Source organism: Paraburkholderia piptadeniae (genome assembly GCF_900007165.1).
GTDB classification, from domain to species: domain Bacteria; phylum Pseudomonadota; class Gammaproteobacteria; order Burkholderiales; family Burkholderiaceae; genus Paraburkholderia; species Paraburkholderia piptadeniae.
Genome location: NZ_CYGY02000017.1, coordinates 33,994 through 53,521, shown reverse-complemented (window position 1 = coordinate 53,521; position 19,528 = coordinate 33,994). Strand labels below are relative to the sequence as shown.

Here is a 19,528-nt window from a genome sequence, read left to right as displayed (position 1 = left end):
CCGCGCACATCGGCGCGCGACTCGCCGTCGCCGGGCGAGCGCACGCATCAATGCAACTGTCGATAGATCTGCTCGGCCAGTGCGCGCGAAATGCCTTCGACGCTCGCGAGATCGTCGACACTCGCCGCCACCACGCCGCGCAAGCCTCCGAAGCGCGCGAGGAGCCGCTGCCGCCGTTTCGCGCCGACGCCTTCGAGCTCCTCGAGCCGCGACGTCTGCCGCGTTTTCCCGCGCTTCGCGCGCATGCCCGTGATCGCGAAACGGTGCGCTTCGTCGCGGATCTGCGCGACGAGCATCAGCGCCGCACTTTCCTTGCCGAGTTCGAGCGACGGCCGGCCGTCCGCGAACACGAGCGTCTCCAGACCGACCTTGCGCCCTTCGCCCTTCGCGACGCCGACCAGCATGCCCAGATCGAGCCCGAGTTCGTTGAACACCTGACGCGCAATCTCAACCTGACCCTTGCCGCCGTCGATCAGCACGATATTCGGCAGCACACCGCCCGCGGCGACGGGTTCCGCACCTTCGGGCGCGACGGCCGGATCGGTGGCGGCTTCCGGTTGCAGACCTGCCGCTTCGTCGTTTGCGTTCGCCGCGGCCTGCTCGACCATCTTCTCGTAGCGACGCGTGAGCACCTGACGCATCGCCGCGTAGTCGTCGCCGGGCGTGATGCCCGTGATGTTGTAGCGCCGGTATTCCGACGACTGCATCTTGTGATGGTGAAAGACGACGCACGATGCCTGCGTCGCCTCGCCCATCGTGTGGCTGATGTCGAAGCACTCGATGCGCAGATGCGCAAGGTCATCGCATTCGAGCGACAGCGTGTCGGCGAGCGCGCGCGTGCGCGACTGCTGCGAGCCTTGCTCGGACAACAAGCGCGCGAGCGCGAGCCGCGCATTCTGCTCGGCCATCGCGAGCCACGCGCGCTTCTGGCCTTGCGGCTGGCGCAGCAGCGTGACCTTGTGCCCGGCCTGCTCGATCAGCAGATCGACGAGCTCGCGGCTGGCGGGCGCGTGACTGACGACGAGCACAGGCGGCACGCGATTGCCGAGATAATGCTGCGCGATGAACGCTTCGAGCACTTCGGCTTCGATGCCGGCGCGCGGCTTCGTGTCGCTATCGGCGCCATCGTCGGTATCGTCCGAGACTTCGTCGCTTTCGTTCGTCCCCGTTGCATCCGAAGCGGCTTCGTCCGCGCGTCCGTCCGTTTCTTCGCCGAGTTCCGCTTCGATATCCACCAGCGCTGATGGCGTAACTGCGGCTACCTCGCCGTCTTCGAGACCGCCCTCCTCCGCCGTCAGTGCGCTTTCGACGTGCGTCGGAAAGTAAGCCTTGTCGCCCAGATGCCGGCCGCCGCGCACCATCGCCAGATTCACGCAGACGCGTCCGCCGAGCGCGACGACGGCAAGAATATCGACGTCGCCCTCGCCGCCCACTTCGATTGCCTGCTGGTGCAGCACCGTCGACAGCGAACTCATCTGATTGCGCACCGCCGCCGCCTGCTCGAACTTCAGTTCGCTTGCAAACGCATGCATCTTCTGCTCGAGTTCCTTCATCACTTCGGACTGCCGTCCGAGCAGAAAGCGCGATGCATTGGACACGTCGCGGGCGTAGTCCTCTTCGCTAATCGCGCCGACGCATGGCGCCGTGCATCGTCCGATCTGATGCAGCAGACACGGCCGCGTACGGTTGTTGAACACGGAATCTTCGCAGGTGCGCAACTGGAATACGCGCTGCAGGATCTGGATGCTCTCGCGCACCGCCCATGCGCTTGGGAACGGTCCGAAATACTGGTTCTTCTTGTCGACCGAGCCGCGGTAGTACGCCATGCGCGGAAAACGATGGCCCGTCAGCTTCAGATACGGATAGGACTTGTCATCGCGAAACAGAATGTTGTAGCGCGGCGCCAAAGCCTTGATGAGATTGTTCTCAAGCAGCAGTGCTTCGGCTTCCGAACGCGTGACGGTCGTTTCGATCTTCGCGATCCGCGTGACCATCATCGCGATACGCGGCGACAGCAGCGTCTTCGTGAAGTAGCTCGACACGCGCTTCTTCAGGTCGCGCGCCTTGCCCACGTACAGCACCGCGCCCTGCGCATCGTAGTAGCGATAAACGCCCGGCATATGCGGCAACTGGCGCAGCACTTTTTTCGGGTCGAACTCTTCGGCGGCGCTGTCGGGCGCGCCGGACTTCGGGGCGGCATCGGATGCGGGTGAGGAATCGGATCGGGTCATGCAGAATCGGGCCGGGCGCCGAGCGTGGGCGGCGCATGTGTAGTTTGGGTACTTTCGCGTGCTTTAGAATCGCCAGTTTAGAACATTCCGCCCGCGCCCGAACCCAGGCGCCGCCATCATGTCCTCCGCTTCCACTCGACGTCCGCAGCCCCCAGCGATCGCGTGCGACATTTTCTGCGCGGTGATCGACAACTTCGGTGATATCGGCGTTTGCTGGCGACTCGCGCGGCAACTCACGAACGAACACGGCTGGCAGGTGCGCGTGTTCGTCGACGATCTGCATGCGTTTCACAAGCTCAATCCATTCGTCGATGTCGAAAAGGCGCGGCAGAGGGTCGACGGCATCGTCATCGAGCACTGGCACGAGCCCGCGCATGCGGGCGAGACGCTGCAGGTGGCCGACGTCGTGATCGAGGCGTTCGCGTGCGAACTGCCGCCCGTCTACATCGCGGCGATGGCACGGCGCAAGCGCGTGCCCGTGTGGTTCAACCTCGAATATCTGAGCGGCGAAGACTGGATCGCGGATTTTCACTTGCGACCGTCGCCGCATCCGCGTTACGCGCTGTCGAAGACGTTTTTCTTCCCGGGGCTCGGCAAAGGCACGGGCGGCGTGCTGAAGGAGCGCGATCTCGACGCGCGCCGCGCGGCGTTCCTGGCGTCGCCTGACGCGCGCGCCGCCTGGTGGCAGGCGAAGACGGGCAGCGCGCCGCCGGAGCAGGGCACAACCGTCATCTCGCTGTTCGCGTACGAAAACCCGGCCGTCGACAGCCTGCTCGCGCAGTGGTGCGACGCCAGCGGCGAAACTGTGCTGCTCGTGCCGGAGGGCCGCATTTCGGGTGCGGTGGCGCGTTTTTTTGGCTTGTCGTCGTTCGCGGCGGGCGCGCGGGCATCGCGGGGCAATCTGCGCGCGCACGCACTCGCGTTCGCCGATCAGCCGGGCTACGACGAACTGCTGTGGGTCAGCGACATCAACTTCGTGCGCGGCGAAGACTCGTTCGTGCGCGCGCAGTGGGCCGCGCGTCCGTTCATCTGGCACATATATCCGCAAGCCGACGACGCCCACCTGCCGAAGCTCGACGCCGCGCTCGCGCACTATGCGCACGGACTTCCCGCGGCTGCGCGCGCGGCGCTCGGCCGCTTCTGGCACGCGTGGAACGGCAACGGCACGCCCGACTGGGCGGAGTTCCAGCGCCATCGCACGAAACTCGCGGCGCGCGCGGCCGACTGGGCGCGCGATCTGGCGTCGATTGGCGATCTCGCCGGAAATCTGGCGGAATTCGCAAAAACTCAGTTAAAATAAGCGGTTATCCAACGGCCGACGACGCAAGCGCGGCACGACGGCGCCACCGGCAGGGGTCTGGCAGGGGTTAGTTTTTGCGGGCCTCCGCAGTTGCGCTGTCAGTGTCACACGAGTACGCGCCCGCTTCGGGTACAAAGAAGCAGACGGACGCTTCGGGTAAAGCAGCAAGGCAGAAGCAGACTGGCATTGGGACGGAAGCAATCGGAGCGGTAAAACGCGCCCGCCCTGTCGACGCCGGCCCCGCTTACCGCGCAATCCAGTTTGATCCGCCTTATAGGGCGTCGAACGCGCGCCGGGCGCCGAACCCGCTTGCGCCGTATGCCGTTGAGCAAAAGTTGAAGCACCTTATTTCGTACAGGACAGTTTTATGAAGATCGCTCAGGAACTCCGCACCGGCAACGTCGTGATGATCGGCAACGACGCGATGGTCGTTCAGAAGGCCGAATACAACAAATCGGGCCGCAACGCCGCCGTCGTCAAGATGAAGTTCAAGAACCTGCTGACGGGCGCAGGCATGGAAACCGTCTACAAGGCGGACGACAAGTTCGACGTCGTCGTGCTTGACCGCAAGGAAGTCTCGTACTCGTACTTCGCCGACCCGATGTACGTGTTCATGGACGCCGACTACAACCAGTACGAAGTCGAAGCGGAAATGATGGGCGACGCGCTCAACTACCTCGAAGACGGCATGGCTTGCGAAGTCGTGTTCTACAACGAGAAGGCCATCTCGGTCGAGCTGCCGACCACGCTGGTCCGCGAAATCATCTACACGGAGCCGGCTGTCAAGGGCGACACGTCGTCGGGCAAGGTCTTGAAGACCGCAAAGCTGAACACCGGCTTCGAGCTGCAAGTGCCGCTCTTCTGCAACATCGGCGACAAGATCGAAATCGACACGCGTACCAACGAATACCGCAGCCGCGCCTAAGTTTGAATCGCGCCACACGGCATTCGTCTTAAGCCCTGACTCACTCAGGGCTTCGAGTTTAAAAAAGCGCCCATCTGGGCGCTTTTTCTTTTTTTCGCGACCGTGTATGGTGGTGGAAAACTTTACCGGCCAGGCATGCAATTTTGCCAGGTCGGTTGTCGCATCCGTGTTTTCAGACCGCGCTCACATTGACTTTTCGAGATAGTTTTTCATTGGCACGACTCCTGCTTTCCGAAGATTTCAGGCCCACGAGGCTTTTCGTTTTATTCGAAAGAAATGGGGAGAGGTGCCATGAACAACGATATCGCTGAAGGCAAGTGGAAACAGATGATCGGGAAGGCGAAAACCGCGTGGGGCCAACTCACGGACGACGAACTGACCAAGGCGAAAGGCCGCGCCGACAAGCTGGCGGGCCTGATCCAGGAGCGATATGGGAAGACGCGCGACGAAGCCGAACTCGAGGTGCGCCGCTTCTTCGATCGCCACCGCGGCCGGTGACGGGCGACCTGCGCCGGGCGAGGTTTTCCCGGCGACTTCCGATGCCGTTGCATCTGACCGGGAGCATTGGCCACTCAAGCCCACTCATCCAGCGCCCGCGCGCTCGGGACCGCCGCTGCGGCCCGTGCGCGTCGGGACTCCGTCCATCTGAACAGTTGCGCTCGTTATGCCACATGCCCTGATTGTCGAAGACGATCCCAATAGCCTGTCAGGCCTGTCCGCGATTCTTGCGGCCGACGGTTTTTCCGTCGACACCGCCATCACGCTCTCAGAAGCGCGCGCAGCGCTGACCCGCTTTATCCCCGACGTCGTGCTCGTCGACCTGAATCTGCCCGACGGTAGCGGCCTCGACCTGCTCCAGCACCTGCCCGCGCAGCCGCCCGGCGGCGCCTTGCCCGTGATCGTGATGACGGGCAACGCGACGGTCGAAAGCGCGATCGAAGGCCTGCGCCATGGCATCTGGGACTATCTGCTCAAGCCCGTCAACATCCCGCGGCTGCGCAGCCTGCTGGCGCGCATTCCGCGGCCCTACGAACTGACCGAGGAAGTCCAGGCGCTGCGCGCGAGGCTGCGCCGCATGGGCCGCTTCGGACCGATGATCGGCCGCAGCGGCGCGATCCAGCATGTGTACGATTCGGTCGAGCATCTCGCGCCGACGGAAGCCGCCGTGCTGATATCCGGCGAAGCGGGCACGGGCAAGGAAGTCGCCGCGCGCACGCTGCACGAGATGAGCCGCCGGCGCAAAGGGCCGTTCGTCGTGCTCGATTGCCGTTCGTCGCCGGCCGCCGCCGGCGGTGGCCGGCCGCTGGACAGCCTGCTGTTCGGCCACGAACGCGGCGCGTTCGGCGGCGCGGAGCAGCGCGAGCCCGGCCTCTTCGAACAGGCGAGCGGCGGCACGCTCTTCATCGACGAAATCACGCTGCTGCCGCGCGCGCAGCAGGAAGCGCTGCTCGGCGCGCTCGATTCACAGACCTTCATGCGCGTCGGCGGCACGAACCAGGTCGCCACCGATTTCCGCCTGATCGCGTCGACGCGCAAGATGCCGCGCGCAGCCGTCGCCGATGGCAGCTTGCATCAGGATCTCGGCCTGCGGCTGGAAGCGGCCGCGCTGTCTCTGCCGCCGCTGCGCGAGCGAGGCGACGATCCGCCGCTCTTCGCGCAAGTGCTCGTCGACGAGCTGAACGATGAGGCGAATGCACGCGGCGTGGCCGATGCGACGAAGCTGATCGGACCGAATTTCGTCCGCGAGTGTCTTGCATACGAGTGGCCCGGCAACGTGCGCGAACTGCAGGAGCGCGTGCGGCGCGCGTATCACGCGTCGGGCGACGTGCTGGAGACGCTGCGCGCCGACGAAGGCAACGGGGTGGGCGGGCGCGATCTGAACGGCGGCCGCGTGCAGGTGACGGTCGGCACGCCGCTCGCCGATGTCGAGGAAATGCTGATCCGCGCGACGCTCGATGCTGTCGGCGGCACGCGGCATCGCGCGGCGTCGCTGCTCGGCATCAGTCCGAAGACGCTGTACAACAAGCTGCAACGGATGCGGCTGAACTGACGCGTTCAGTTCCACGCGCAAAAGAAAAGGACGGGTCGTGCCCGTCCTTTGCATTCGCCCCCTGCGTACGCTTCCAGTCAGGAAGCGAACACCGCGCGCAACAGCGCCTGAGCCTGCTGATACTGCGGCTCGGCGGCGAGCTTCTCCCACGACAACCCCTTGCCGCGCGGACGCATCCGCTTCAGGCGGCGCTTCGACTCCTTCGATTGCGTGAAGCGCAGCGCATCGAGCACCTTCCCCGCTTCGTCCGGCTGGTTGCAGATCAGCACCATGTCGACGCCTGCTTCGAGCGCCGCCGTCGCGGCTTCCGTCAGCGTGCCGCCCTGGCGCGCGGCTTCCATCGACAGATCGTCGCTGAAGACCGCGCCTTCGAAGCGCAGCTTCTTGCGCAGGATGTCCTGGACCCACACGCGGGAAAAGCCGGCCGGCTTGCTGTCGACCTTCGGATAGATCACATGCCCCGGCAGCACTGACGCCAGCGACAAGCCGAGCCAGTCATACGGCGCGACGTCCTCCTTGAGGATCTCGTCGAGCGTGCGTTCGTCGACGGGCACCGCGTGGTGCGAATCCGCCGACGCGAATCCGTGACCCGGAAAGTGCTTGCCGCAATTCGCCATGCCCGCGAGCGCGAGTCCGTGATTGAGGCTCTTCGCGAGCAGCGTGACGACGCGAGGATCGCGATGGAACGCGCGATCGCCGATCACCTGCGAGTTGCCATAGTTCAGATCGAGCACGGGCGTGAAGCTCATGTCGATGCCGCACGCGCGCAACTCCGACGCGAGGATATAGCCGACGGCCGTTGTCACCTTGGTCGCGTGCAGCACGTCGTCGTCCCACAGCGCGCCGAGCTTGCCCATCGACGGCAGCACGGTGAATCCATCGGTGCGAAAGCGCTGCACGCGCCCGCCTTCGTGATCGACGGCGATCAGCAGATCGTCGCGCACGTCGCGGATCGCTTCCGTCAGCGCGACGAGTTGCGCACGGCTTTCGAAATGACGCGCGAAGAGGATCACGCCACCCGTCATCGGATGAGCGAGGCGGCGCTCGTCGTCAGCGTTCAGCGTCTTGCCAACCACGTCGAGCATCACCGGGCCAGGAGTCAGTTTCATCGGGTCTATGAGAAAAAGGGAAAGACCGCGGCGCCGCTTGCGCGCTCGCACCGCGTCGGGGTAATCAGACGGAACGATCGGCCGTTTCGGCGATCACGAACGACACCGCGTAATCGCGCTCGTCGGACAGTGTGACTTGCGACGTGATCCCGCGTTCCGCGAGCCACTCGGCGAGTTCTCCGGACGCCACGCAGACGGGACGGCCGCTCGCTTCGTTGAGCGTCTGCAGCGTGCGCCAGGTCATCGGCCAGCGCATGCCGAGTCCGATCGCCTTCGAGAACGCTTCCTTGACGGAAAAGCGCGTCGCGAGAAACGCAAGCCCGCGCGCCTGCGAGCGCGCGTTGCGCGCCTGATAGATGCGCAGCTCTTCGGGTCCGAGCACTTTCTCGGCGAAGCGCCCGTTGGTGCGCTCCATCACCGCCGCGACGCGGCTCACCTGAACGATGTCGGTGCCGATGCCGTAGATCGCCATATGCGTGCCGCCGCTATTGTGTCGTTGCGTGTCGTTTATGAGCGCGCCGCGAGACGCGCGGCGACCATGATCGCCTTCATCTCGCGCACGGCGTTGTCCCAGCCCGCGAAGATCGCATGCGCGACGATCGCGTGGCCGATATTGAGTTCGACGATGCCTTCGATCGCCGCGATCTGCTGGACGTTCGTGTAGTGCAGGCCGTGGCCCGCATTCACCTTCAGGCCCAGCGACGCGCCGAACTCCACGCCGCGCACGATGCGCTCGTACTCGCGCTGCTGCTCATTCGGTTCGTGTGCGTCCGCGTAAGCGCCCGTGTGCAGCTCGATGACGGGCGCGCCCGCTTCGTGCGCGGCGCGAATCTGCGTTTCGTCGGCGTCGATGAAGAGCGATACGCGCGAGCCTGCATCGGCCAGTTGCTTGCATGCGGCCCGCACCGCTTCGAAATGGCCGGCGACGTCGAGCCCGCCTTCCGTCGTCAGCTCCTGGCGCTTTTCCGGCACGAGGCACACATCGTGCGGTTGCACTTCGCACGCGATATCGAGCATCTCCTTCGTGACCGCGCACTCTAGGTTCATGCGCGTCTTCAATTGCGGCCGCAGCGCGCGCACGTCGGCATCGACGATATGGCGGCGGTCTTCGCGCAGATGCAGCGTGATGGCATCGGCGCCCGCTTCTTCCGCCTGGAGCGCCGCGCGCACGGGATCGGGGTATGACGTGCCGCGCGCGTTGCGCAGCGTGGCGACATGATCGATGTTCACGCCCAGGTCGATCACATTCGGGGAAGTCAGAAAGAAGCTCATAGGTTCTGCAGATCGATCAGAATCTGGCGCGTCGCGAGGGGCGTGCCGCCCAGATAGGTGTTGAGCAAAAAGCGCATCAGCGTCTTGCTTTGCGCGACGGTCTGCGCTCGATGGTAATCGTCCTGCTCCATGTCGAGCAAGGTTTGACCGCTGATGACAGGCCAGTTCGAAGGAACATCGTCCGATACTTCGCGCACGCCGCGCTCGGGATCGAACACATAGCGCCCGTCGGGCACAACGGCTTTGCGCGTCACCGTGCGGTTGAGAGACATCGCATAGCCGGTTTCGCGCAGCAGCACGCGCTCGAACGAACGCAGCACCTGCACGGGCGGTTCGTCGTGCGCGAGGCGCGTCAGCGTGACGACATAGTGATGGAACAGTTGCGGATGCGGATCTTCGCGCGCGAGAAACTTGACGAGCAGTTCGTTCACATAGAACCCGCACAGGAGCGCGTCGCCCGTGAGCGGCAGCATTCCGCCGACCCACTCCGCTCCTGTCAGCGTGCGCATTTCCGACTTGCCGGACCATGCGAGCGACAGCGGCTGGAACGTCTGCAGCACGCCGCGCAGCGCGGAGTGCGGACGCTTCGCGCCCTTCGCGACGAGTGCGATGCGCCCGTGGTCGCGCGACAGCACATCGATGATCAGGCTCGTCTCTCGATACGGATAGCTGTGCAGCACAAATGCGGGCTGCTCGGCGATACGGAATTCGGATGCCGGCGCACGCGGCACGCGCGAAGGCGCGCGGCGTGCGGTCGTCTTGCGCGGCGGTTGATCGGACACGCCGTAGTCGTCGGCGTTTTCTTCAATGTCGTTGTCGCTCGCGGTGCGCGAGACAGCGCGACGAGGGCCGGCACTGCTGCGTTTTACCGTGCGCACCGGCTTCGCGCGTCCGGGCATTGCCGACGACGCAGACGGCTCAGACTCGCCGCTGTGTGTGCGCGCGACGGCGGCGTGATCGGCTTCCGGGTTGGCGTCGTTCGGCAGCGTCATCCACGCGTCAGATTGGGGGCTCGTTGCGCCGTCATTCGTAACCATAGGCGCGGAGTCCGGCTTCGTTGTCGGCCCAGCCACTCTTCACCTTGATGAACGTCTCCAGATACACGGGGCCATCGAACAGCTTCTCCATGTCGATGCGCGCTTCCGTGCTGATCTGCTTCAGCTTCGCGCCCTTCTGGCCGATGATCATCGCCTTGTGCGAATCGCGCTCGACGAGAATCGTCGCGAAGATGCGGCGCAAGCGCCCTTCCGTCTCGAACTTGTCGATCAGCACGGTGCTCGTGTACGGCAACTCGTCGCCCGTCCAGCGGAACACTTTTTCGCGCAGGATTTCGGCGGCAAGGAAGCGCTCGCTGCGATCGGTCAGGTCGTCTTCGCCGTAGACCGGCTCGCCTTCGGGCAGGTATGGCTTGACGGTCGACAACAGGCGCTTGATGTCGTCGGGATTCTTCGCCGACAGCGGCACGATTTCCTTGAACTCGCGCAGCGCGCTCATTTGCTGCATGAACGGGAACAGCGAATCCTTGTCGCCCACGCGATCGAGCTTGTTCGCGATAAGCAGCGTCGGCGCCGAGGCGGGAACGAGGTCGAGCACTTTCTGGTCGTCGGGGCCGAAGCGGCCGGCCTCGATGACGAAAAGCACGGCATCGACGGATGTCAGCGTCGACGTCACCGCGCGATTCAGCGACCGGTTCAGCGCGCCGCTATGGCGCGTCTGGAAGCCGGGCGTATCGACGAAGATGTACTGCGCGTCGTCGTGCGTGTTGATGCCCGTGATGCGATGGCGGGTCGTCTGCGCCTTGCGCGACGTGATGCTGACCTTCTGGCCGACAAGTGCGTTCATCAGCGTCGATTTGCCGACGTTCGGGCGGCCAACGATCGCGACCATGCCGCAACGAAAACCAGTGGAAGTGGAAGCGTTCATATTCGGACTACGGCAGGTTCGTGTGGACGCGCGGTGAGGGCGCGTTCACGTCGGATTGCGTTCAATGACCGGCATCGGCCACGCGCGTTTGCACCGCGCCGGCGACGCCGGGTTCGAGATCGGTCGCGCCCGCGCCAGGCGCGGCCTCGCGAGCACGCGACGCGGACTTGTCGGGGCCGCGGGGATTGGGGTCGAGCTTGTCGGCTGGCTTGTCTGCGGATTTTTCGGCGGGCTTTTCAGCCGGCTTTTCGACGGGGCGCGCCTGGGCTTCGGGCTTGTCGGACGGCTGGCGTTCGGGAAGCCGCACAACGGTTTCCGGTTTGTCGGCGGCCTTGTCTGTCCTTTCGACCTTTTCGCCCTTTTCCTGGGCTGCCCGATCCTGCGTTCCTTTTTCCTGCGCGGACTTTTCGGAAGCGGGCTTTTCGACGACGGGCTTCTCGACGGGCTTATCGGTTGCCCGCGCTGGACGCTCGGCCTTATCGGCGCGCTCCGTCTTGTCGGCCGCCTCCTGACTGTATTCGACGTGCGCCGCGCGGATCACGGCCAGCGGCGCAGCCGCGGCGGCCTGGCCGGCGGACGGCACATCCGGCGACGCCGGCTTCGTGTCGCCGCGCGCAGTACGTTCGGCCTTGCGATGATCCGGTGCACGCAGATCGAGCGCCGCCTGCACGCCCGTCACGCCTGGCACGATTTCCGCCTCGGCTTTGGCCGCCGCTCGCGCGCCTTTCGAGCGCTTCGGCTTGGCAACCATGGAAGGCGCCGCCGCCATCACTTCGTCGAGCGCTTTTTTCGCCGCCGCCTGTTCGGCAGCACGGCGGCTCGCGCCGGAACCGGACACTTTCACATCCAGCTTGGGCACCGTGCATTCGACTTCGAATTGCTGATTGTGCGCCGCACCGTGCGTCGCGACGACGGTATAGGTGGGCAGCGGAATCTTGTGGCCCTGCAGATACTCCTGGAGCAAGGTCTTGGCGTCCTTGCCGAGCGTGCGCGGATCGATGTGGTCGAGAATCGGCACATAAAGACGTTTGATGACCGTCTGTGCGGCGTCGAAGCCGCCGTCCAGGAAGATCGCGCCGAGAATCGCCTCGAGCGCGTCGGCCAATATGGACGGGCGCCGGAAGCCGCCGCTGCGCAATTCGCCTTCCCCCAGTCGCAAGCCTTCTGAAATATTCAGGGCCTGAGCGATTTCGTAAAGCGACTGCTGCTTGACCAGATTCGCCCGAACGCGGGACAGATCGCCCTCGTCGAGCTTGCCGAAACGTTGGAACAATAGCGCGGCCACCGCGCAGTTCAGAACGGAATCGCCGAGAAATTCCAGCCGCTCGTTATGCGTGGCACTGTGACTGCGGTGAGTTAAAGCCTGGCGCAACAATTCCGCATTGCGAAATTCGTAGCGCAAACGGCTTTCCAACGGAGATAGGGGCATGTGCAGAGTATAACGCGGGCGCCACACGGGGCGAAAACGCGGCCCCGGCGCCGAAAAAGCGTGTTGTAGCGACGTTACCGCGCGTTGTTAAAGTAGCGTGATAACACGTCGCGATCAGTGCGCGACGTGTTGCGCGGCTCAGATGCGCATCCGCATAGGGCCGCGCGAAGCGCAATCAATGGAAGCTGCCGATACGCTTCAGATTGCTGAAGTTCATCCAGATGAAGAACGCGCGACCAACGATGTTCTTGTCCGGCGCGAAGCCCCAATAGCGGCTGTCGGCGCTGTTGTCGCGGTTGTCGCCCATCATGAAGTAGTTGCCGGGCGGCACCTTGCACACGACGCCCTGCGCGTCGTACCTGCAGTTGTCGCGATACGGATAGTCTTCGGCGCCGACGATGAACGGCGGCACGGCAGGATTGTTGAGAATCGCGTTCTTGCGGCCGTCGATGTCTTCTTCGAACTGCTTCGCGTAACCGATGCGCTCTTCGTCGAAGTAATCGGGCAGCGGCGCTTCCGGAACGGGCTTGCCGTTGATCGTGAGCTTCTTGTCCTGATACGCGACGACATCGCCCGGCAGACCGATCACGCGCTTGATGTAGTCGACGGACTCGTCCTTCGGATAGCGGAACACGACGATATCGCCACGCTGCAGCGGACGGCCCTCCGTGATCTTCGTATTCACGATGGGCAGGCGAATGCCGTAGTCGTACTTGTTCACGAGAATGAAGTCGCCGACCAGCAGCGTCGGCACCATCGAGCCCGACGGAATCTTGAACGGCTCGACGACAAACGAGCGCACGACGAACACAACAAGAATCACCGGGAAAAAGCTCGCCGTGTATTCGAGCCACCACGGCTGACGGAGCTTTTCTTCACGCAGGTGCGCGCGCGTGGCGGGCGCGTTCTCATCGGCGAAACGCTCGCCGATGCGCGCCTGCTGACGGTCGAACTCGGCGACGGCGGCCTCCGCCGCGCGGCGCCGTTGCGGCAGGAAAACCAGTTTGTCTGCGACCCATGCCACGCCCGTAATGATCACGAGCACAAAAAGAATCAGCGCAAAATTCATAGGGTTCCAGTTCTTAGTCTTATTTGTCTTCGACGCGCAGAATCGCCAGGAAGGCCTCTTGCGGAATCTCGACGGAGCCGACCTGCTTCATCCGCTTCTTACCTTCCTTCTGTTTCTCCAACAGCTTCTTCTTACGCGTAATGTCGCCGCCATAACACTTGGCAAGAACGTTCTTACGCAGCGCCTTGATGTTCTCACGCGCAATGATATGCGCGCCGATCGCAGCCTGAATCGCGACGTCGTACATCTGACGCGGAATGATCTCGCGCATCTTCGCCGCCACTTCCCGGCCGCGGTACTGGCTCTGCGAACGGTGGACGATCACCGACAGCGCATCGACCTTGTCGCCGTTGATCAGCATGTCGACCTTCACGACATCCGACGCGCGATACTCCTTGAACTCGTAGTCCATCGACGCATAACCGCGCGACACCGACTTCAGGCGATCGAAGAAGTCGAGCACGATTTCGCCCATCGGGATTTCGTACGTCAGCTGAACCTGGCGGCCGTGGTACTGCATGTTCACCTGCAAGCCACGCTTTTGCGTACACAGCGTAATCACCGCGCCGACGTAGTCTTGCGGCATGTACAGGTTCACGGTGACGACCGGCTCGCGCACCTCTTCGATCTTCGACGGGTCGGGCATCTTCGCCGGGTTCTCGACCATCACGATCGTGCCGTCGCGCTGCACGACTTCGTACACGACGGTCGGCGCGGTGGTGATCAGGTCCATGTCGAACTCGCGTTCGAGACGTTCCTGGACGATCTCCATATGCAGCAGACCGAGGAAGCCGCAGCGGAAGCCGAAGCCGAGTGCCTGAGACACTTCCGGCTCGTACATCAGCGATGCGTCATTGAGCTTCAGCTTTTCCAGCGATTCTCGCAGCGCGTCGTACTGATTCGCTTCGACGGGATAGAGGCCGGCGAACACCTGTGGCTTCACTTCCTTGAAGCCGGGCAGCGGCTCGGGCGCGGCATTCTTGACGGTCGTGACGGTATCGCCGACCTTCGCCGCCGTCAGTTCCTTGATGCCCGCGATGATGAAGCCCACCTGCCCTGCCGACAGCGATTCGAGATTCTTCGACTTCGGCGTAAACACGCCGACGTGCTCGACAGGATATTCGGCGCCCGTCGCCATCAGGCGAATGCGGTCCTTCGGGCGCAGCGTGCCGTTGACGATACGCACCAGCATCACGACGCCAACATAGTTGTCGAACCACGAGTCGATGATGAGCGCCTGCAGCGGTTCGTCCGCGTCGCCCTTCGGCGGCGGCACCTTCGCGATTAGCGCTTCGAGCACGTCCTCGACGCCCATGCCCGTCTTCGCGCTGCAAGGCGTGGCGTCGGTGGCGTCGATGCCGATCACGTCCTCGATTTCGGCGATCGCGTTTTCCGGATTCGCAGCGGGCAAATCGATCTTGTTGAGCACGGGCACCACTTCGACGCCCAGTTCGATTGCGGTGTAGCAGTTTGCGACCGTCTGCGCCTCGACGCCCTGGCTCGCGTCGACGACCAGCAGCGCGCCTTCGCACGCGGACAGCGAACGGCTGACTTCGTACGAGAAGTCGACGTGCCCCGGCGTGTCGATCATGTTGAGGTTGTACAGCTTGCCGTCGCGCGCGCGGTACGTCAGCGCGGCCGTCTGTGCCTTAATGGTGATGCCGCGCTCGCGCTCGAGATCCATCGAGTCGAGAACCTGTGCTTCCATTTCGCGGTCCGACAGACCGCCGCAAATCTGGATGATGCGATCGGCGAGCGTCGACTTGCCATGGTCGATGTGCGCAATGATCGAAAAGTTACGAATATGATCCATTCAGTGCCGATCAAGCGAAAAAGGCGCGCTCGGACGATTGCGGAGCACGCCTTGTAAGTAGGTGAAAAACTTGTCTATTTTAGCCGAAAAGGGGGTCGACGGGCGCGTCTTGCGGGCGGCGGGAGTCATTCGTGCTCTCTGGCCGACTGTCGCGGCCTCATCTGCTGGCCGCTCGCGGCGACCCCGTTCAGCATGCCGGCGTAGCGCGATGACCGGCTAGCGCCGCGCGCACCCGCGCTTCGTCGAGATGGTAGTGACACAACTCGACGCCCTCATGAACCAGCACGGGCACCCAGTCGTTGTAGCGCGCTTCCAGCGACGGATCCGCGTCGATGTCGATCACTTCGACATGCGCGCCGAACTCGGCCAGCAACGGCTCGAGCGCCGCGCGCATGTCGTCGCAGAGGTGGCACCACGCGCGTCCGTAAAGCGTCAGCGATGCCACGTCGATTACTTCGCCGCGCGCGGGCGGATCGGCACGAACTGCGTGTTATCGCCACGGCGAACCAGCAGCGCGACCATCTTCGACGAATCGAGATGCGAGGTCACTTCTTCGAACTGCTTCGCGCTCGTGATATCCGTGTCGCCGATGCGCAGGATGAGATCACCACGCTGCAACCCGACGCGCGCCGCCGGACCGTCGACGGCGTCGACCTGCACGCCGTTGCGCAGCTTGAGCGACTTCAACTGGTCGGCGGGAATGTCGCTGACCGCGACGCCCAGCGCGTTCGACGCGCGCGGCTTCGGCGTGGGCGGCTTCTTTTGCTCGGCCTTCGCGGTCTTGTCAGGCTGCATTTCGGCGACCGTCACGGGCACGTCGCGCGTCTGGCCCTTGCGCCAAACCGTGATCGTCGCCTTCGTGCCCGGCTTCGTATCGCCGACCATGCGCGGCAGGTCCGTCGCGGTGTCGACGTTATGGCCGTTGAACTTCAGGATGATGTCGCCCGGCTGCACGCCGGCCTTGTCGGCGGGTCCGCCCGGCTCGACGCTGCTGACGAGCGCGCCCTGTGCCTTCGGCAGACCGAGCGAATCTGCCACGTCCTTCGTCACTTCGCCGATCGCGACGGCGATACGGCCGCGCACGACCTTGCCCGAGGCCTTCAGCTGATCGGCCACGCGCATCGCTTCGTCGATCGGAATCGCGAACGAAATGCCCATGAAGCCGCCCGTGCGGCTGTAGATCTGCGAGTTGATGCCGATCACTTCGCCTTGCATGTTGATCAGCGGACCGCCCGAATTGCCCGGGTTCACGGCCACGTCCGTCTGGATGAACGGCAGATAGTCACCCGTGTCGCGGCCCTTCGCGCTGACGATGCCCGCCGTCACCGTGTTTTCGAGGCCGAACGGCGAGCCGATCGCGACGACCCATTCGCCGACGCGCACCTTGTTCGAATCGCCGATCGGCACCGTCGGCAGATTCGCCGCGTTGATCTTCACGACGGCCACGTCCGTGCGGTCGTCGACGCCGATCAGCTTCGCCTTGAATTCGCGCTTGTCGGTGAGCGTGACGTAGATCGTGTCGGCGTCGTCGATCACGTGGGCATTCGTCATCACGTAGCCATCCTGCGACAGGATGAAGCCCGAGCCGACGCCGCTGTTCTGCTCGGTGTCGCCGCCGCCATCCGGCGACTGGTCCTGATCGTTGTTGCCACCGCGTGGCGAATTCGGCGAATTCGGCGTGCCCGGCGATTGTGGCGAGTTTGGCATCGGAATGCCGAAGAAACGCCGGAAGAACTCCGACATGTCGCCGTCGTCCATGCCGGGCGGCAAGCCGCGCGCCGAACTGGTGACCTTCGCCGTCGTGCGGATGTTGACGACGGCCGGCCCGACCTTGTCGACCAGATCGGTGAAATCGGGCAGATTGGCAGCGGGTGCCGCCGACGCCGTGTGCGGCGTGAACGGCAGACAAGCCACCAGCACTGCGGCCGCGAAGAATTTGCGCACCGAAAGAGTCGTCATGTCGTAGCGAACCGAAGGATTACCGGGAAGGCTTGTATTCTATGGCAGCCGCAAATTGCTGCAACGTGGCCTGAGGCACTTCCCCAAGCAGTGTGATCCAGAAATCGCCGCGCCGCTTGACCAGCACGTGCGTTGCGCCGCTGTTTCCCGCCCCTTCCTTGCGTGTGCTTTTTTCGACCGGCTCGACGAAGATCGACAATGCCGCGAGGCCATCCGAGAACACCATCTGATCGACGGGAATAGGCGGATTGGACGGATCGGCCGCCGCCATCGGCCGGCGCAGTTCCCGGATCTTGTGGAAGCCCGCGACGGGCGGCGCGACCTGCCAGCCCTGCGCTTCCATATCGACGGGCTCGACGGGCGGCCGCACGACGTTCCAGCCGGCCGTGTTCTTGATGCCGCTCGCGATGGGCCCCTTGTCGGCGGGAACGCCGATGCGGATCTGCGAAAACGACATCTGTTCGAGCACCTGGCCACTCGGATCGAGCGTCTGCGCGCGCAGCAGCAAGCCTGTCTTCGTGTCGGCCCACAGCTTGTAGGCGAAGCGGTTTGCATCTTTCGGATCGAGCTCGATCACCTGGCTATCGATACCTGCGACGCGGTCCGTACCCAGCATCTTCGGGTCATAGACGGTCAGCACCTGATCACCGCTTGCCGACAGAAGCGCCGGGAACGAATCCTTGTTCTGCCGCTTTTCGACGACGCACAGATGACGCTCGGGCACGAACGTATACAGCTCGTCGTTATGGCGCAGCATCTTGCGAGGCTTGCCGTCGAGGCTTTCGAGCGCTTCGAACTCGCCGTCACTGCGCGTCGTGTAGTGCGAAATGCGCGAGGACTGGACGAAATTGCCGCGCTGATAGACGAATGCGCCTTCGTAGTTCTGCTGCTGGGCGGCCTGATGAATCCGGTTCAGCAGTTCCGCCGCGCTGTGCCGGGCGGCGGAATCGTCCGTTTGCGCAAAGGCATGCGACGTTGCAGACAACATCACGGCCGCGCAAAAGAGGAATGCCGGCAGCCGCCCCCAGATAGTCGTTTTTTTCAACCGCAGACTCTGCATCAGACTATTGGCCCTGCGTCGTCAGGGAGGCCGCGCGGAGCAACGGCATCGAGCCCGACACGACAGGCTGCAGGCCGAACTGCTGATGCGCTTCCAGATATTGATCGAGATTCGCGTCACGGATGATGTTGCCGTCCTGGCCATTTGCCTGCGCCGTGGTCGCGGCCGGCATCGAGGCCATCGCCACGCGCTGCATCGAGTCCGAACGCGGCGCGACCGACGCGACCTGCGTGACGCCCGAGCCCGCCGTGTTCATGCCTTGAAGCTGCGGCATCACGATCCACGTGAGCGTGGCGGCAGCCGCGGCGACGGCAAAAGCCGGAATCACGCGCCGGCGCAACGACAACAGACGGCGCGCGACCGGGATCGAAGCAGGCGCCAGCACATGGGCCTCGCTTTCGAAGCGGGCTGCGAAGCCGCTCATGAACGCGCTGCTTGCGGCCGGGCTGACAGCCAGATCGTCGGAACGCAGCGCGTCGCCGATCAGGTGATAGCACGACCATGCCGCACGACCGTCATGGTCCAGTGCGGCAAGAATTGTATTCGGATGCTCGCTGTCGACGAGTTCCCCGTCGACGAAAGCAGACAGACGCTCGCGATGCGAGCTTGCTTGCGCATTTGTTTGCATTGGCATCGAAACCGACCCCATGATGCTCCCCATCTTTACAGACACCCCGTAGTGACACCACTTAACCCAGATACTGCGCCGCCGTCCGCGAGGCCGGCTAGCCGCTGTGTCCCACAGACGTTACCAGCGCTTGCCCTCGGGTGTGTCAAGCAGCGGACGCAATTTTGCCGCAATGGCTTCGCGAGCGCGGAAAATTCTCGACCTGACGGTGCCGATCGGGCACCCCATCATTTCAGCGATTTCCTCGTAGCTCAGACCTTCAATTTCACGAAGAGTAATGGCGGTGCGCAGCTCTTCCGGTAAAACCGCCATCGCAGCATTGACCGTCTCTGCGATCTGTTTGCTCATCAACATCGACTCGGGCGTGTTGATATCCCTTAGTTGGTCAGCATCCGAGAAAGTTTCAGCCTCTTCGGCGTCCGCTTCGGTCGAAGTGGGCGCGCGCCGGCCCTGGGTCGCAAGGTAATTCTTGGCCGTATTGACGGCAATCCGGTACAACCACGTATAGAACGCGGACTCGCCGCGGAATTGGGGCAGCGCCCGATATGCCTTGATAAAGGCATCCTGGGCCACGTCCTCGACCTCGGCGGGATCCCGCACGAGGCGCGAGATCAGCCGGATGATCTTGCGGTGGTACTTCGAGACCAGAAGCTCGAACGCGGCCTTGTCGCCGTTCTGGACGCGTTCAACCAGCACCTGATCTATTTCTTTTTCGCTCACCTGATAAATCCGTTAACTTTTGCGTGTGTGGCGGGGCACC

General features: G+C 63.7%; 18 protein-coding genes. 4 read left to right on the top strand and 14 right to left on the bottom strand.

What is annotated here, in order from left to right; all coding sequences use genetic code 11:
• Nucleotides 1–47 precede the first annotated feature (47 nt).
• Nucleotides 48–2,231, bottom strand: coding sequence for an excinuclease ABC subunit UvrC (gene uvrC / locus BN2476_RS07735; protein WP_087733574.1), 2,184 nt, complete (start codon nt 2,229–2,231; stop codon nt 48–50).
• Nucleotides 2,232–2,349: 118 nt separating this feature from the next.
• Here uvrC and earP point away from each other — a divergent pair, with 118 nt between their 5' ends.
• The 4 genes from earP (at nt 2,350) to BN2476_RS07715 (ending at nt 6,506) form a co-directional block, all read left to right on the top strand.
• Entirely contained in the window at nt 2,350–3,531 is a 1,182-nt protein-coding gene (earP, locus tag BN2476_RS07730) for an elongation factor P maturation arginine rhamnosyltransferase EarP (protein WP_087733573.1), read from the top strand.
• 367 nt (nt 3,532–3,898) lie between these two features.
• Nucleotides 3,899–4,456 carry an elongation factor P gene (efp, locus tag BN2476_RS07725; RefSeq protein ID WP_087733572.1) on the top strand — a complete coding sequence of 186 codons (558 nt, stop codon included), beginning with the start codon at nt 3,899–3,901 and terminating at the stop codon, nt 4,454–4,456.
• 291 nt (nt 4,457–4,747) lie between these two features.
• On the top strand, nt 4,748–4,954 hold the full coding sequence (locus BN2476_RS07720) for a CsbD family protein (protein WP_087733571.1): 207 nt from the start codon (nt 4,748–4,750) through the stop codon (nt 4,952–4,954).
• Nucleotides 4,955–5,120: 166 nt separating this feature from the next.
• Complete coding sequence (locus BN2476_RS07715; protein WP_087733569.1) at nt 5,121–6,506, top strand: sigma-54-dependent transcriptional regulator; 1,386 nt, start codon at nt 5,121–5,123, stop codon at nt 6,504–6,506.
• 77 nt (nt 6,507–6,583) lie between these two features.
• On the opposite strand, the gene nagZ is transcribed toward BN2476_RS07715, so the two are convergent.
• The 13 genes from nagZ to rpoE all read right to left on the bottom strand — a co-directional run bounded on the left by nagZ (nt 6,584) and on the right by rpoE (nt 19,488).
• Entirely contained in the window at nt 6,584–7,615 is a 1,032-nt protein-coding gene (gene nagZ / locus BN2476_RS07710; RefSeq protein ID WP_087733568.1) for a beta-N-acetylhexosaminidase, read from the bottom strand.
• A gap of 64 nt (nt 7,616–7,679) precedes the next feature.
• Nucleotides 7,680–8,087: a holo-ACP synthase gene (acpS, locus tag BN2476_RS07705; RefSeq protein ID WP_087733567.1), complete on the bottom strand. Its 408-nt coding sequence runs from the start codon at nt 8,085–8,087 to the stop codon at nt 7,680–7,682.
• Nucleotides 8,088–8,122: 35 nt separating this feature from the next.
• Nucleotides 8,123–8,887 carry a pyridoxine 5'-phosphate synthase gene (gene pdxJ, locus BN2476_RS07700; RefSeq protein ID WP_087733566.1) on the bottom strand — a complete coding sequence of 255 codons (765 nt, stop codon included), beginning with the start codon at nt 8,885–8,887 and terminating at the stop codon, nt 8,123–8,125.
• Nucleotides 8,884–9,924 carry a DNA repair protein RecO gene (gene recO / locus BN2476_RS07695; protein WP_087733565.1) on the bottom strand — a complete coding sequence of 347 codons (1,041 nt, stop codon included), beginning with the start codon at nt 9,922–9,924 and terminating at the stop codon, nt 8,884–8,886. Before recO ends, pdxJ begins: the two co-directional genes overlap by 4 nt.
• Entirely contained in the window at nt 9,911–10,810 is a 900-nt protein-coding gene (era, locus tag BN2476_RS07690) for a GTPase Era (RefSeq protein WP_087733563.1), read from the bottom strand. Before era ends, recO begins: the two co-directional genes overlap by 14 nt.
• Nucleotides 10,811–10,871: 61 nt before the next feature.
• On the bottom strand, nt 10,872–12,239 hold the full coding sequence (gene rnc / locus BN2476_RS07685; RefSeq protein WP_087733561.1) for a ribonuclease III: 1,368 nt from the start codon (nt 12,237–12,239) through the stop codon (nt 10,872–10,874).
• Nucleotides 12,240–12,414: 175 nt separating this feature from the next.
• Complete coding sequence (lepB, locus tag BN2476_RS07680; RefSeq protein ID WP_087733560.1) at nt 12,415–13,308, bottom strand: signal peptidase I; 894 nt, start codon at nt 13,306–13,308, stop codon at nt 12,415–12,417.
• Nucleotides 13,309–13,327: 19 nt separating this feature from the next.
• Entirely contained in the window at nt 13,328–15,121 is a 1,794-nt protein-coding gene (lepA, locus tag BN2476_RS07675; protein ID WP_087733559.1) for a translation elongation factor 4, read from the bottom strand.
• 187 nt (nt 15,122–15,308) lie between these two features.
• Nucleotides 15,309–15,566, bottom strand: a complete 258-nt coding sequence (locus tag BN2476_RS07670) for a glutaredoxin family protein (RefSeq protein WP_268957868.1) — start codon at nt 15,564–15,566, stop codon at nt 15,309–15,311.
• A gap of 5 nt (nt 15,567–15,571) precedes the next feature.
• Nucleotides 15,572–17,080, bottom strand: coding sequence for a DegQ family serine endoprotease (locus BN2476_RS07665; RefSeq protein ID WP_087733557.1), 1,509 nt, complete (start codon nt 17,078–17,080; stop codon nt 15,572–15,574).
• Nucleotides 17,081–17,099: 19 nt separating this feature from the next.
• On the bottom strand, nt 17,100–18,140 hold the full coding sequence (locus BN2476_RS07660; RefSeq protein ID WP_087733555.1) for a MucB/RseB C-terminal domain-containing protein: 1,041 nt from the start codon (nt 18,138–18,140) through the stop codon (nt 17,100–17,102).
• Nucleotides 18,141–18,144: 4 nt separating this feature from the next.
• Nucleotides 18,145–18,789: a sigma-E factor negative regulatory protein gene (locus tag BN2476_RS07655; RefSeq protein ID WP_087733554.1), complete on the bottom strand. Its 645-nt coding sequence runs from the start codon at nt 18,787–18,789 to the stop codon at nt 18,145–18,147.
• Between the two features lie 99 nt (nt 18,790–18,888).
• Entirely contained in the window at nt 18,889–19,488 is a 600-nt protein-coding gene (rpoE, locus tag BN2476_RS07650; protein WP_012400242.1) for an RNA polymerase sigma factor RpoE, read from the bottom strand.
• Nucleotides 19,489–19,528: the final 40 nt, after the last annotated feature.